Here is a 15,288-nt window from a genome sequence, read left to right as displayed (position 1 = left end):
CTGCTCACGTGGACGCGACGTCCGGACACCCGCGAAGCCGATGCCGAGCGCGGCGACGGGCGAAGGCCGTCCCTCGACCGGGGAAGGCACGGTGGAGTACGAGGACAACCTCGGGGATCCGAGGGGCCTGAGGGGCCCGTTCGACGACGAGTCGGCCAACGCCGCCCTGATCCAGTGGGCCCACAACGGAGGGCACGGCGGCACCGTCCAACCCCTCGTGCCGCGCTGGCGGCCGTCCGGGGTGAGTGCCAGCGGGGCCCTGCTGGCGGCGGTGCTGGTCACCCCGCGCCCCGGTGCCGTGGTGGTCAAGGTGTCCACCGCCGACCAGGCCAGGGAAGGGCACACCCACGCGCGCGCCCAGCTGACGGCACCGAACCGCGTGGCTCCGCTGCTGTCGACCTGGCCGGTGGGGGACGGGCGCACGCTGACCTTCCAGTCACCGGTCGGCGAGAGCCTGTACGACGTGGACACGATGACGTACCTGAGCAGCCGTGAACTGCCGGACGCCTGCGCCTTCGTGATCCGGTGGCTGCTGACCGAGTGGAACAACGGACTCCAGGTCCAGCAGACCCCTCCGACGAACCTCTCGGCACTCCTGCGTGCCGAACTCGGCGCGCTCGTCTCGAACGGCGGCTCGGCGCTCGCGTACGGTTCACGGATCGAGGGCCTGGAGCCGGACACGCCCCGCGTCCAGCTCGACGGCGAGGACCTGCCGAACCCCCTCGCCCTGGCCACCGGCCACCCCCGGCTGCCCGACCCGGCCCTCTACCTGGCGCGTGGACGGGCCCACGGTGACCTCCACCTGGACAACATCATGGTGCCGCACCGGGAAGGCCGCCCCCGGTACGAGGACTTCCAGCTCATCGACCTGGCGACCTTCGCGGAGGACGCCCCGCTCTCCCGTGACATCGCGACGTTGCTCCTGTCGGCCCTGGCCCCGGAGGTCCGGGCGGAGGCGGCCGGGGACGGCGACACTCTGCTCCGGTATCTCGTCCGCCCGCACGAGGATCTCTCCGACCGGATCCCGCCCGCGACGAGTCGTCTGGTGCGTGCGGTGCGCGAAGTCTGCGCGCAGGCTGCCAAGGGGGGCCTGGGCGACGTGTGGAACGCCCAGTCGCTGCTCTCCCTCGTCGCCACGGGACTGCGCTTCAGCACGTACACGAACATGGGGGACGCCAGACGCTGGTGGTACTTCCGGCTCGCCGCCCACGCCGGCGGTGAACTGCTCAGGCGGTACGAGGAAGGCCCGAGCCCCGCGGGACTCCCGGTCGAGGCCCCGCCACCGGCTGACGCCTCACCGGCCGACCCCGCCTCCTGCGAACCGCAAGGCGAACAGCCTTCGCAGCCCACCCCGCTCCCGGTCGCCGCCACAACCCCGCCCGGAGTTCTCCCCGCTGCCCCCACCGCCTCCATGGCCCCGTCCGCCGCACTCCTTCGTCTGCAGGCCTACAGCCGTACCGCCGTCGTCGCCGCCGGACATCAGGGAGCTTCCGGTGCCGGGGCGCAGCCCTTGGATCTGGCCGCGCTGGCCGTTCCCAGGGATCTGGAACGGTCGGTGCTGGGGCTGCTGGGCGAGGGCCGTTCGGTGTGTGTGACCGGTAACCCCGGCACCGGCAAGACCACCCTGTTGTGGAGGATCCACGGCGAACTGTCCGGGGATCCCGGCGGACCGAGGCCGTACTTCCTGCGTTCCGGCGACCTCTGGAATGCCTCGCCCGGCGCCGGACTCACCCTGGAGACCGTCCGCGCGGCGTGCGGTGATCTGCCGGGCCCGGCGGTTTTCCTGCTCGACACCGCCGACCTGCTGGTCTCCGACACCTCGGGCCTCATCCTGCTGCACGAACTGCTCACCGTCGCCGCCGAGCACTCCGTACCCGTCCTGATGACGTGCCGCAGGGAGGAGGCCCGCGCCCTGCGGCCGCACATCGGCGACTTCGCCCTCGAAGGAAAGGTGCTCGGCCCGTACAGCGCCCGCGAGCAGGAGGCGGCCATCCGCTCCCACGCACGGTACTTCTACGAGGGCCTGGCCGAGGTCTCCGTGGACGAGGTGTGCCGTACGGTCTCCCAAGCGGCGGTGCGAGGCCTGCCGATGCGGGAGGTTTGCCGGGCCCCGCTCACCCTGCGCATGCTCTTCGAGACGTTCGCGCCCAAGGTGCCGCTCGTGGAGGAGATCGACGCCACCACGCTCTACGACCTCTACTGGGAGCACCGCATCGGCCGGGACCAGCGGGCCGGAGACTCCCCCACGCCCGGCACAGCGCCACCGGCCGACCTCTCCGACGCCGGCGAGGAGGTGGCACGGCTGATGCTGGAGGAAGGTCGGCTGGACCTGACGGCCGCAGAGGTGGGAGCGGACCGCCGGGACGGCTCCCGGAGCATCGGCCTGCTGGACGACCTCCAGGGTCTCGTGGCACGCGGGGTGGTCGAACGCCAGGGCGTGAACGCCACGGAGCGGTACTCCTACTTCCACCAGACCCTGTTCGAATACGCCGCCGGCCGCCGGCTCGCGCGAACGGCCTCGCCCGGGAAACCGTCCCATCTGGGTCTGCTGCTCGACTGGCTGAAGGAGCAGCCCGACGACCAGTTCCGGCTGGCCGTCGCCGAGCAGGCGCTCGTCCAGGCCGGCCGGGCCGGCGGCCGGGCGGCCGAGGCGGGCACCACTCTGCTGACCGGTCTCCTCGCCGACACCCGGAACGGGCCGCCCGAACTGCACGGCCTGCGGGCCATGCAGATGCGCGTCTACGCACGACTGCCCGCCCCCGACCCCGAACTGCGCCAGCACTTCGGTCCCGCCGTGGCCGCGCTGCCGCCGGTCCTGGGCCGGATCTATCTGGAGGCGCTGCCGACGACCTGTCATCAGGACCGGGACCGGATCGTCGAGGAACTGCTCGGCATCTGGCGGGGCGGACACGAGGAACTGAGACAACCTCTGATCGTCGCCCTGAGCTGGCTGGCGGAGACCTTGCCCGAGAGCGTGATCGCGGTCATCGACGAGGCCTGCCCGTCCCACAGCCGCGGCAACGGCGGCTGCCGCGGCATCGAGTGTGTGCCCCGGGAGTGCCTGTGGGCCTGGTTGCTGACCAGGGAGAAGTCCGAGGTCTTCAAGTTCCTTGCCGTACTGGAGGCGTTGGCACCCAAGCGGCCCGACTGGGTGTGGCCCCGGCTGCGTACGCTGATGACGGATCCGCACAGCGACCTCGTCCCGATGGCCCGTTGTCTGCGGCTCGCGGCACGGCGGCAGGACTGGCCGGAGCGCCCCTACCCGACGGTCCGGCCCATCGTCCGGCACCGCTGGGGCAGGGAACGCCCCCGCAACAAAGAGGGCTTCGAACTCCAGGTCGCGCTCGGCCGGTTGACGGCTGCTGCCTGGGCGACCCGCGAGGAACAGCCCTCGCTGGAGGCCGTCCTGACGGCGGCGGTCCGGCGTCCGGAGGGGCCGTTGTCGTACCCACAGGTGCGGGCAGTCTGCGAGGTCGCGGTCCGGGCCTCGTCGGACGAGGTACGCCACCTGCTCGACACCGCGGCGCGCACCGCGGGCCCCTCCGCGATGACCCTGCTCACCGACCAGTTGCTGCTGCCCCTGCTCACCGCCACGCGGAGCACCGTCGACACGATCGGCGGCGACACACCGTCGAGCCGGACCCCCGGCGTGGAACCCGTGGCCACCGGCACGGTCCGCACCTGGCTGGCCCGCAGCCTGCGCGCGCTGGACCGTCCGGCCTCCGCCGACTTCGCCCACGTCCTGGCGGAGCACACCTGGAGCCGTAGCCTCGACGTGGCCACCACGGCCCGGTTGGTCGACGAGGCGTGGCCACGCGACGACAGCGGACCGGGCCACGGAGGCGCCGAGCCGCAGGACGAGGGGCGGCTCCGCCGGATCTGGCTCTCCGAACAGAGCGCCGTCCAGCTGCTGGTGGCCGCCGCAGCGGGCGGACACCCGCACGCCCTGCAGGCCCTGCGGCTGTGGCGCGCCGACCGGGTGGCGAAGGGGCATGCCACAGGCCACACCCGGAATCAGGGGGTGACGCAGGAGGACCAGAAGATCGGGATCAATCTGCAGCGGTTGATGCCCGAACACCCCGATTTGCTCGACGAGTTGCTCGCGGGAGGCACCCTCGACCCGCGGCTGGACCCCGGCTGGCTGAACGAGGCCCTGCGGTACTCCGGAGCGAACGTGGACCGGCAACTGACCGCCGCGCTGCTCCGGCACGCTGACACGCTTGAACGGCTGTGCGATCTCACCTGGACCGGCGACTACGGCTCCACGAACGCCAAGAGCTCCCTCCATCTGCGGGCCAAACTCGTCGCCCGGGGTGTCCTGCCTCCCCCGGCCGCGGCGCGGCTCGGTGAGATCCTCGCCCGGGGCGGCCATCCGCACTACGTCAAAGCGGCGCTGTTCCTGATCGCGACCGTCATCGACCACAGCCCGAGCGGCTCGCTCGACACGGCGGACTGGCGGCGGCTGGAAGACTCCCTGCGCCACTTCGCCCGTTCCGCCCCGAACGGGCGGGGCGGAACGGGCCAGCACGAGGACACGCGGTCGGTGGCCCGTCGATGCCTCACGGGCCTGGTGTGTCGTCACCACCCCCTGGACACACCTCGGCGGGTCGCCACGGCGTGTGCGAGCGCGCGGACGCACTTGGCGGGGACCACCGAGGTGGACGAGGTGACGGTACTCGGGTGGTTCGTCGAGCGCCTCGCCGAAGTCTCGCCCCAGGACGCCGTCGACCTGGTCGGCAAGGCCTGCGGCACCCTGCGCGCTCTGCCCAGGGGAAAGGTGATGTCCCTGGCCCAGCGCTGGTACCGCCCACTGTCCCGGCTGGCCGAACGTGCCACGCCCCAGCAGTGGGAGGAACTCCTCAAGGTGTCCTGGGAAGGCCCCGAGGAGATCCTGCGTGTGCTGATCCGGGCCGGTATCCGCAAACGCCCCGACGACCCAGGGGCACATCTGTCGGCGATCGCCCACACCAGTCCCTGGCCCGACATGATCCGGGAAACGGTCCGCGTGGGCACCCTTCTGCACACCGAACGCAGTCGCCGGCGCTGGCTCCCGCTCCTCGATCCCGCCGAGAACACCCGCTGACCGGACCGTCTCACCGCGCCCCAGGCCGTCTGACCATTCGCCGTCAGCAGCGCGGCGGCGATGCGTATCAGCGCCTTCGCCTCGTTCGCACTGCACTTGAACGCCGAGGTGACAGCATCCACGTACACCGATCCGCTCGCGTGAACCCCATCACGGCATACTCACATCTTGAGGGATACCCAAGTACCCGTTATCCCCGCCCCCGCGGCGCCACGCAGGTGCGTCCGGTGAAGAACCAGACCCCTTTGGAACAGGTGGCGCCCAGAACCCTGCCCTTCTCCCGAAGCCACGGATAACGGCCTTGCAGCTCCGCGAAGTTGTCGTTCGTCACGACCATCGCACCGGAGTCGTCCGCGATAACCGCCACGAGGGCGTCGCCCTTGCCCTCCGTACCGGCCGGCGGCTGGATGATGTCCCCCTTGCTGAGGGCAGCCGCCACGGCTTCACGTTCCGCGTCCGCGACCTTGTGCCGGAAGCTGGCGTCGACCACAACATGAATGTCGGCCTCGGGGTACTTCTTGGCCAGCGCCGCCCGCGCGGCCTGGAGCTGAGAGAAACTCGGGTGATCATCGTCTTCGTAGACCCCCGGGCGAACCGGTGAATGACCGATCCAGGCGAGGTTGGAGCCATCGACGACCAGAGTGTGCGGACCGCCGTCGATCCTCACCGGCCGCGCCTTCGGAGGCGCGGGAACGGGGTGGGCGCCTGCGGCCGAGGCGGTCGACCTGAGAGGGTCCGGATTCGAGTTGCCCTTCAGCAAGCGGTCCAGCTCCTCTCGGACCTCGGGCGTGGGGCCACCTGAACCGAAGCTCTCGACCTCTTGGTCGACCACAACCTCGCCTGTGTGCTCCAGGGTGGCCTTGACGTGGAGCAGGCCGTTGGAGTCGTACGTGTACTCCAGGTCGAAGCGGGACTCGTCGCGGACCCGCGGCGTGGGGTATTTGAGGGTGAGCTCGGTGAGCTGCACGTTGTCGCGGTGGGCGAGCTCCTTGTCCGGGTCGCCCTCCCAGATCTCCACGGACAGTTTCCGCGCGAAGTCCTTCTGCGGCGTGTAGCTCTTGCGTTCCTTCCAGGGCAGCGGCGAGTTCCTGGGGATGATCTGGCTGAACCGCTTGCGCCCCGAAGACTCCTTGACCATCGTGCCGAGCGCATGGCTGGTGGCAACCTGGATGACTCCCTCGGTCTCACCAGCGAGCACCGCCGCCGCGATCGACGCGCCGCGCGCGACCGCTGTCATCGGGTCGCACAGTTCGGTGGGCACGGGCTCCATCTGGAGTGCTTCGGCGACGGCGGCCCGCACGCTGGGGATCTGGCTCGTACCGCCGATCATGAGGATCTCGTCCACATCGAGGGGGGCCATGTGCAGATCCTTCAGGCATTGCTCCACAGGTCCAAGGGCGCGGTCGACGAGGTCGCCGATTGCCTCCTCCAGCTCGCTCTGGTGGATCTCGACGCCGACACCGTCAGGGGTGATCACCGTGACGGACGGCTGGGAGGAGAGCAGGATCTTGCTCCGCTCCACGTCCAGGCGGAACTGCCGCTCCTGTGCCGGAGTCCAAGCCCTGCGCGCAGGTGCTCGTTCGAGGACGAGTTCACGCAGCCGCCGGTCGATCTCCAGACCGCCGAGCTCTGTCACTCCACGTGACGCGCGCTCCTCGAAGAAGCCGTCTGAGTAGTCGAGCACGGTCACGTCGATGGTGCCGCCGCCCCAGTCGAAGACCAGGATCTGGGAGTCTTCACGGAAGTCGTGGACGTACGAGATGGCTGCCGCTGTCGGCTCGTTGAGCAGAGCCTGGACCTCGATGCCGGCGAACCGTGCCGCTGCCCTGGTCCGGTACCGGGCGGCGCCCGTCGCGTTGGCAGGCACTGTGATGACGGCGCGATCGATGTCGGTGAGGTTGTGCTGGGCGCCGTCACGCATGGCAGTGAAGACACCCGCCGCGACGGTTGTCGCCGCGAAGCGTCTGCCCTGGATGGTCACGTACTCGTCGCTCTTGAGGAGCCGCTTGCAGGCTTCGGCCGCCTCCTCGGAGCGGAGCTTGGCCTCCCAGCCGAACAGAGGGCCGCGCCGAAGCGAGCTGACCCCCACGACCGAGGGGAAGAGTCGCTCGAACCCGTCGCGTCGCCAGTCGGCGTCGATGTGGTGGGCATCGAGCGGCAACACCTCCGCGTCGTCGCCCTGCCACTGGGCCACGACGGAGTTGGTCGTACCGAAGTCGATTCCTGTCGAGGTCACTTGGCATCGTCTCCCCGCGCGTCCATCGCGCTGGTCCCGTCCTGCTCCGGCACGGGCCTCGGTGCTGGGACGCGGCGCAGTTGGCCGGCGAGCAGCAGCTTGTCCGTTGCCTGGTCCACGTAGGCTGGCCGGACCAGCTCGAAGCCCTCGCCTTCACCCTCGACGACGACGAAAAGTTCCTGCTCGTCGGCCTCCTCGACCACACGGACCCCCATGTCGACGAGGGAGGCGCGCACCGCCCGGCGGATGGCCTTCGCTCCCTGCTCGGGCGTGCTCGCGAGGAGGTCGGTCTCGACCAGCCGCGCGATGTGCTCGTCCCGTGTCCGGAATGCCTCGAGCACGCCCTGTCGCAGCGCCGCGTTGACCGTGGCGGGGGTGGGGCGGGCTTCCTCCGGAAGCTGCGAGATCAGCTCCGTGGCCCTTTCGGTGAACCGGGCGAGGAGCTGCGCCGGATGGAGGAGTTCCTCCGGCCTGAGGGTGCGCAGTTTCATGTCCGCCACGAACTCCTGGTTCTCCTTGCGGCGGATCCGCCCCGTGGGCTTCTTGGCCTGTCCGACCACGTTCGGGGTGTTCTTGCGGGGTGCGGACTTGCTGCTCATGAAGTCGTCCTGTGATCGTGATCGGGGCGCCTGGGCGCGGTCAGCAGAGTAGGGAGAAGGTCGGCGATCGCGCGGTCGCGTACCGTCGCGAGGTCCGCGGCAGCCCGGTGGGTGGTCCGGCGCGGCATCGCGGCGGGCCGCGGCGTCAGGGACCTCGGTCTCACCGTGGGCAGTCGCAGGACCGCGAGATCCAACGGCAGTACGAAGAAGTCGGACCAGTCCTCGGTCCGCTCGGCCTGCTCGATCCGGCGCTTCGCCCAGTTGGCCTGCGCCGCCAGATCGAGGTCGTCCCGGTCTGCCCGCCTGCGCTCGCGCCACTGATGCTTCCACTGCTCACTCTTGTGCGGCAGCCCCAGCTCCAGATACGGATTGGCGGGCTGATCCCGATCGTTGCGTCTGGTCCCCCGCCGACGCTCCAGCAGCGCCAGGTTTCCCTCGACCCGCCGGTCGGTTCGGGCGACGCGCGCCAGGGAGACGTAGGCGAGGTCGAGATCGTCATCGAGCAGGGCGAGGTAGGCGAACATGTTCCATGCCTCGGCCATGTGCTCGGCGAGCGCGTTGTCGTGATCGACGAGCTTGTCCACCTGCGCCTGGGCTTTCTTCCTCTCGCCCTGGCAGATGAGGTCGTAGGCGTGCCGCAGCGCCACAAGGGCGTAGAACGGCCCACGCGCCGGATTTACCGCAGCCCTCGGCTCCCACAGTGCACACATCAGCCGCCACAGCCCGCGGTCGGCGGGGATGTCCGGGTCCCAAGAGCCCGTCCTGGCGCCATCCCTCACCTTGCGCAGGCGAAGCACCAGCTCGCGAGGCAGCAGGTCCTCGAGTTCCTTGAGGACGTCCGTCTCACCATCCGTGACGCGCAGGAGCAGGTCGTAGAGGCTGCCTGGTACGGGTTGGACCGGCTCGTCCGCGAGGAACGCCTCCCGTTCGGCGGGCTCGTCCCAACCGAGCGAGCGGGCGAGGGCGACATCCGTCTTCTCTGGTGCGAGTCTGGCGAGCAGGTAGTTCTGTTCGTCGATGTCCGCCCGCAGGGTCCACGGCTTGTGACCGCGGTCCAGTACGCCTGCCTCGATGAGGTCGTCGATGACGCCAAGGGGTGCCCAGGGGACGATTGCCCCTATGTGGTGCGCGGTCAGCTCGTCCAGGTTCCTCCGAGCGAGGGCCTGCAGAAGCGCGAAGGCCCCCGTGGGATCCTCGTCGACCCCGCGAGGGAGGTCGTCCGAGCCAAGGTCGGCCTCAGGGTCCGTGCTCGCGATGACCGCGAGGCGGCGCTCACCGGCCAGGGAGAGCCAGGGCAGGCCGACCTCGTGGATCGAGGAGAGCACGGTGGCCGTCTGCGCGACGGCCCGATCCGGTTCGGCAGCTTCGAGCAGTGCCTTGACGGCTGGAAGAAGGTGAGGTGTCGGCTGTCCGTCCAGACACGCACGAATGGTATCGGCGCCCCACTTCAGGGTTTCGTCCTCTGCGTCCATGGACTCCAACAGCCCCCGCAGCACGTCCTCGACACGCGCCACCGCCTCCGCGCCGAAGACCCCGGCCCTGCGCCACTTGCGCAACGCAAATCCGTCGACCACGCCCCCGGTTCCGGTGTTCGCGACGGAGCGGCGGGCGGACCGCCGCGCTCGCCAGGCCTCGACCATCTCGGCACGCGTCATCGACTCCGCAATCGGCGGTTCCCCCACGCCGAATCCGCCTCCGAGCCGATCGGCCGAAGCGTCCTCGTTCCCCATCCGCCCCCGCTTGTCTGCCGCGTTGGAAACCTGCGTCGTATTTTGACAGGTCTTATCGCGATGGAGGGAGGGTCCCGCTAGGACACGATGTGCCGCGCGCCCGGCCCCGTCCAGGTCCCGTCGACGCGCCAGGCGAGGAGCACGCTGAAGGCACCATCGACCGCGTCGGCCACCCATGGCTCCGCCGGTTCGCCGCCCAACACGACGACCAGGAATTCCGCCTGGCCCTCCGTACGCAGATGGGACACCTCCATGAGGTGGATCACCGACTCTCGGATGGACGGGTACGTGCATTCCTCACTGCCCAGTACGTCGAAGAGCACGGTGCCGTCGGCCCGCGTACACCAGGCGTCCACGAAGGTGCTCTCCCCGACCTCCGGCGCACTGTCGTAGAGGTCGGCGAGCAGACGGTGCCGGAGCGCTTCGTGGGACCGGTCCGCCCGCGAGGCCGCTGTGCGCGCAGCCACCAGGCGTTCCAGCCCGCGGCTCGCCTCGGCCGGCCGCGCCTCCTCCGACCGCTCCTCTTCAACGAGTTGGGGTGCCGGGTCGGTGGTGAACATGATCGCCCTTCGGGGCTGGGGGAGGGAGTCGGAGAGGGCTGACGCTCTGCGGTAGTCCGTACCGGGCTCACGCACGGTGAACAGGGTGCGGCCGTCAGGCGAGAGCCTCCACTGAAAGCGGCTGCCTTCGACGATGACACAGGTCTCGAGCAACTCGATGTCCGCGGTCCGCAGGTCATCGGCAAGCGCTCCACGCATCGCACGTACGAAGGCTTCATCGGCCATCCCGCGGGTCTGTCCCACCCGCTCGTATCCGGCGCAGGCCGAGGCGGTGGCGTGCAGCGCTCCTACGTCGAGCAGGCGGACCAGTTCCTCGGCGCCGAGCAGCGGTCCGCCCTCCCGCGCCGACGTGGTCAGTACCGATCTCCGTGCGGCCCGGGCGTCCTTGCCCACCCGGGACGCGACGCCCGCCTCGAACTGTGCGAAGCTCCGCTCCGCGTGCACCGCTTCGTAGCCCGTGATCGTGTCTGCCTCGGGACTGAGGACTATGCGGAATCCCGCGAGGTCCAACACCCAGGTGCCGTCTGCGGCGCGCAGGTGCCGGGCCCGCTCTACGAACGGGACCAACATGGCGTGCAATTCCACCGCCGCCTCGCGCAGCCCGCCCCGGTGCCGTGCGACGAAGGCTCCGCACGCCCCCGAGCTGACCCGCACGACGGCACGCTGCCGCGCGCCGAGGTCGAGACGGCCCTGGTCCCGCGCACCGACGAGTGGGGCAAGGCGCCGGGGCTGGGCCACGACCACCGGCTCGGCGGTACGGAAGCCCCCGCAGGGGGCCATCCTGCACCATTTGTCTGCGTGGTGAGTGGAATGGGTGCACGGAGTCCCGTCAGCGAAGTACCGACTGCACAGGCTCGCCACGGGATCTGCTGCAGAGCCCTCCGCGTCACGCGGCCAGGGAGCAGATGCGGCAGCGGGCGCGGGAAGCGGGTCCGGGCCTCCGATCTGCGGGGGCAAGGGAAGGGCGTGGACGATGGTCAGCGACTGGGTACACCGCGTCAGCGCGACATACAAATGCCTCAGGCCCACGGACTCGTCTGCGACGATCTCGGCAGGCTCCACCACGACGACGTGGTCGAATTCGAGGCCCTTCGCCTCAGCCGGGGTGAGGACGGCAAGGTTCCCGAGACTCTCCGGACCGAGCGCGCGCACCATGTCGCTGCTCCAATTACCGCCTGACGGCACGATCACTCCGATCGAGCGCCCGTCCGCTCCGTCAGACGCGCTCACCCGTAGCCGTGCCACAGCCGCGGCAGCCAGAGTGCACACCTCCGCCCCCTGGACCACGGCGACGTCCGTACCCGTGTCGCGCACCGAGTCGGGCACTGCCACACCTGGCGCGCAGTGCTCCCCCAGCCGGGCCGAGAAGGCCATGACCTCGCCCGGTACGCGGAACCCCGTGAGCAGCTGGGTCACCCGCCATCCGTCCCGGCCTGCGAGCACCTTCCCGAGCCCGTCCCAGTCCTGGTGGAGGTAAGGCCCCGTCGACTGCGCGAGGTCGCCGAGCACCGTCATCGAACCACTGGGGCAGCGACGTGCCAGGGCCCTGGCCTCCATCGGCGTGACGTCCTGCGCTTCATCGACGACCAGGTGCCCGTACACCTTCCGGGGGCGTCCGCCCAGCACGTACTCCAACTCATCGAGAAGGACCAGGTCTTCGCGGCTCGGCTCGGTCCGCGACCCCGCCGTACGGCTACCTGGACCGGCCCCCGGGCGGGGTGCGGCGAGCAGGTCCTGTTCGGTGGCCGACAGAATGCCCTCGGCAGCACGGCCGAGAGCGGCCCCGCCGGAGAACAGACCCCGCAGCACATCCTGGGCCGCAAGGCTGGGGCAGATCCGCTTGAGGAGGCGTACGACGGGGCGGGCCCTGGCCGTCTCGGCCAGGTAGTCGATGTCGGCGGGGCCGGGCAGCAGCCCGACGTAGACATCGGTCAGGTGCTGCGTGATCCGCTGTACGCACCGCTCCCGACGCACCTGGTACGGACTGTCGCCGGCCAGCGCCGCACCAGCGATCACCGCTAACTCCTCCACAGGGACAACGACTTCGCGGCGGTTCAGCTCGAAGGTGAAGACCGGCCCGCCCACGAGTGCGGTCAACCGTTCCGCCGAGCTCGTCGTCTCGCAGTCGACTGCCCTCCGCAGCACCTCAGCCATCCTCGGATCGGCCTTCAACGCGGCGACCTGGCGGGGATCTCGGGGCGACGCTGCCGCCGACCAGAGGGCGGGCAGTTCAAGCATCGACACGTCATCGCTGCCAAGTTCGGACAGAGTGACGCCCACGTAGTCGAGGAATCCCCGATTGGGACCGATAACAAGGATTTCCTTGGCTGTCCGGTGCTTGTTGTCCAGCAGCCAGGTCACGCGGTGCAGGCCGACCGCCGTCTTACCCGTGCCCGGACCGCCCTGGATCACAAGAGCGCCCGCAGGCTCCGCCGCCACGAGCCGAAGCTGTTCCCGCTGGATGGTCTCAACGATGTCGTGCATCGAACCGTCGCGCGCGCGGTCCATCTCCTCGATAAGCGGATCACGCCACGCGGGTTCCTCGGTGGCCGTGTCCGGCGCGGCTACGGCGACCGGTATCACTGGTACCACCGGTGGTTCCGCCTCCGATCCGTGGAGATCGAGATAGCGCTTGACCACTTGCTGATCACAGATGATCTGACGCAACAGCAGCACCTGTCCCGGATCCTGCTCGCTGGTCAGCCGCCAGTTCACCGCGGCCTGCGAACTCCAGGAGACCACAACGGGATTCAGCTGCTCGTCGCGCACCACGCGGCGCCCCACGTAGAACGTCTCGCGGCCCTCGCCCTCGTCGATATCGGCCCTCATGAAGACGAGAGACTTGCCTCCGATGTCGAGAGACGCCAGCTCTCGCTCCCAGGTCCGCCGAGCATCGATGGAGTCCTTGCCACTGGCTGCCACGTCAAGGCCGCTCAGCTCCGATGCCTCCTGCCGGGCCCGCTCCAGACAGGAATACGCGTGGTCGACCACGCGCTGTTCAGCGGCGAGTACGGCTGCGCGTCGAGTGCCCTTCGACATCCTCGCTCTTCCCCCTCCGTCCGCATGCAACGCAACGGGTCGGCGAGCACGACGGATGTTCCTACTGTAAGTGCGCGTTGATCGAGGCTCCGGACTTCTGCAGGAGCACTCGCCCTCCAACTGGCTCCCCAAGACCGCCGGCTTCACAGCACTGTCGTGGTCGGCTTGAGACACAAGGAACCTGCCGGCCCCCTGGGCGGGCGGGACCTTGGCGAAGCCGCCAGATCGCGCCTACGCCCTTGAGAAGCTGGAGGCTCTCCTCCTGGACGTCAGGGGTGAAGTCGCCGACGCCGACACGAAAACGCAAAAGGTTCACGACCGGTTCCTCCGCGGCAATGCGGTTCTTCGCAGTTGAGGATGCAGCGGGCTGCGCAAGTGGCTCACGTTCGGCGCTCACTCAGCCTTTCTCCTCGCGTTCCTCCTCGTCCCCGCGCCCACGGCGTGTCCGCTCGGCGACCCCACTGGAGAGCTTGCCCTTGATCGAGCTGGCCCGATCGACGGTCTCGTTGCCGAGGCTTCTGGCGGCACCGACGCCCTTCGCTCCTGTCTCAAGCGCTTTGTCCCTCACCTCAGCGGCCGCAGCCGCCCACCGTCTCGTCTCCGACGGCTGGCGACCGGACTCGATCCCGAGCCGCCCATGGAAGTCATGGACACCACCCACGACATGGTTGCTCGACTGGACCACGGCCGGGGACTTGGCCGGGTGCAGCAGCACCTTCGCGTTGGCCGCCCCGGCAGCCTCATTCATCCGGGCCACCAGACGCTCGGTGCTCCGCGAAATGAGATCCAGCCGATTCTGCCGGGCAATCCGAATCCCGAGGCGGTGCCGGTCCAGCTCCTCCGCAGCCGTGTCCAGCACCCGGTCGAGTTCGAGCACGGCGATCGCGTCCTGCAGTTGGAAGCAACGAGCCAGCACAGCTAGCCACTCCTGAGCCTTGCACTCGGCTTCCCTGGCCGCCTCGGCGAGATCACCGATCTTGGCCTTGCGCTCCATCTTCTCCGCGAGTGCGTCGAGTCGACGCAACGCGTACACCTGGGTCGTCGCAATCGTCCCCGGCGTGGCCTGCACCTTCGACCACGTGATCTCGGAAACCCGGCCCACCTGCTCCCGGATGGTCATGGCCTCCTCGATCACGAGCTCCGCTCCGATCATGTCCGCCACCGCAGCGTCCTTCTGGGCACGGAGTACATCGTCGACCTTCTCGTCGATCGTGGCGAGATAGTCGGTGATCTGGTCCATGGTCTGCTGCATCGCGAGCTGCGCCATGATCCCCGCAGCATGAGCGAGAACCGCCGGGTTGCCCAGAAGCGATCGGGGCCCGGTCGCGAACTCGGCGAATCCCCTGATCTGGCCCTTGGGCCCCTTCACCACACCTGTGCTGAGACCCGTCTTCGAGCTTTCCCTAAGCCCGTACTTCTTGACGACCTGTGCCGACTCCCGGGTCAGCTTCACCCAGCAAGCGGATTCGGCGGCAATGTCCGAACCTGCCTGCGCGACCACGCCCCCGGTACCAGCGACGGATTTGAGCCGTCGCGATCCGTGTTGCTTCGACGTCAACCCCTCCGAGACGAGGAAGCGTTCGACATCCGCCTCACTCCCGATGACCGTCAGTCCGTCACCGCCGCTGATCAGCTGAATCTCGTTGCCCATCCGGCTGATTCTTCACCAGTCGCCATCTCGGCCGGCCTGTTTTATGGAAACCCTCCAACAGCGTCGCCGCCGACGGCCCGAGAGGCACAGGCCCGCAGCCCCTTCGACTCCGGCGCGACAACCCGGTTCTCGTGAGCGCGCTCGCACACCGCTCCGCACGCCCACTGGACGCGTGTCCACCGGCGGCCTTCAGCAACGGTTCTCGGGCTGGGCCGCCACTGCGACACAAGGTAACGGAAAAGCAAAAGCCCCAGGTCACGGCGAGTGAGTCCTGAGGCTTCCACAGAGCCGCCTTCGGGATTCGAACCCGAGACCTACGCATTACGAGTGCGTTGCTCTGGCCATCTGAGCTAAGGCGGCGCGCTGTCCACACCATGGTGCGATCAGCAA

The 15,288-nt window shown here is 69.3% G+C and carries 6 protein-coding genes and 1 tRNA gene; 1 reads left to right on the top strand and 6 read right to left on the bottom strand.

The window, feature by feature from the left end:
• The first annotated feature begins 91 nt into the window (after positions 1-91).
• Positions 92-5,083: a hypothetical protein gene (locus OO69_RS42585; protein ID WP_033286344.1), complete on the top strand. Its 4,992-nt coding sequence runs from the start codon at positions 92-94 to the stop codon at positions 5,081-5,083.
• A 190-nt stretch (positions 5,084-5,273) separates the two neighbouring features.
• On the opposite strand, the gene OO69_RS42580 is transcribed toward OO69_RS42585, so the two are convergent.
• The 6 genes from OO69_RS42580 to OO69_RS42555 form a co-directional block, all read right to left on the bottom strand.
• On the bottom strand, positions 5,274-7,319 hold the full coding sequence (locus OO69_RS42580; protein WP_033286343.1) for an Hsp70 family protein: 2,046 nt from the start codon (positions 7,317-7,319) through the stop codon (positions 5,274-5,276).
• Positions 7,316-7,918 carry a hypothetical protein gene (locus tag OO69_RS49615; RefSeq protein ID WP_051801635.1) on the bottom strand — a complete coding sequence of 201 codons (603 nt, stop codon included), beginning with the start codon at positions 7,916-7,918 and terminating at the stop codon, positions 7,316-7,318. The genes OO69_RS42580 and OO69_RS49615 overlap by 4 nt, the downstream gene beginning before the upstream one ends.
• Positions 7,915-9,573, bottom strand: a complete 1,659-nt coding sequence (locus tag OO69_RS42570; protein WP_158713487.1) for a hypothetical protein — start codon at positions 9,571-9,573, stop codon at positions 7,915-7,917. Before OO69_RS42570 ends, OO69_RS49615 begins: the two co-directional genes overlap by 4 nt.
• Positions 9,574-9,725: 152 nt before the next feature.
• Positions 9,726-13,247: a UvrD-helicase domain-containing protein gene (locus OO69_RS49610; protein WP_106971208.1), complete on the bottom strand. Its 3,522-nt coding sequence runs from the start codon at positions 13,245-13,247 to the stop codon at positions 9,726-9,728.
• A gap of 397 nt (positions 13,248-13,644) precedes the next feature.
• Positions 13,645-14,898 (bottom strand): hypothetical protein, encoded by a 1,254-nt coding sequence (locus tag OO69_RS42560; RefSeq protein ID WP_033286341.1) that lies wholly within the window; start codon positions 14,896-14,898, stop codon positions 13,645-13,647.
• A 286-nt stretch (positions 14,899-15,184) separates the two neighbouring features.
• Positions 15,185-15,258, bottom strand: a tRNA-Thr gene (locus tag OO69_RS42555).
• Between the last annotated feature and the right edge of the window lie 30 nt (positions 15,259-15,288).

This window comes from Streptomyces sp. NRRL F-525, from assembly GCF_000716605.1.
Lineage (GTDB): Bacteria > Actinomycetota > Actinomycetes > Streptomycetales > Streptomycetaceae > Streptomyces.
The sequence above is the reverse complement of the archived record's forward strand: the minus strand, read 5'-3'. Positions and strand labels throughout refer to the sequence as shown.

Excerpts from the sequence above, each read along its gene's own strand:
- OO69_RS49610 (WP_106971208.1), bottom strand. The coding sequence starts at position 13,247 with ATGTCGAAGGGCACTCGACGCGCAGCCGTACTCGCCGCTGAACAGCGC.
- OO69_RS49615 (WP_051801635.1), bottom strand. The coding sequence starts at position 7,918 with ATGAGCAGCAAGTCCGCACCCCGCAAGAACACCCCGAACGTGGTCGGA.
- OO69_RS42570 (WP_158713487.1), bottom strand. The coding sequence starts at position 9,573 with ATGACGCGTGCCGAGATGGTCGAGGCCTGGCGAGCGCGGCGGTCCGCC.
- OO69_RS42560 (WP_033286341.1), bottom strand. The coding sequence starts at position 14,898 with ATGGGCAACGAGATTCAGCTGATCAGCGGCGGTGACGGACTGACGGTC.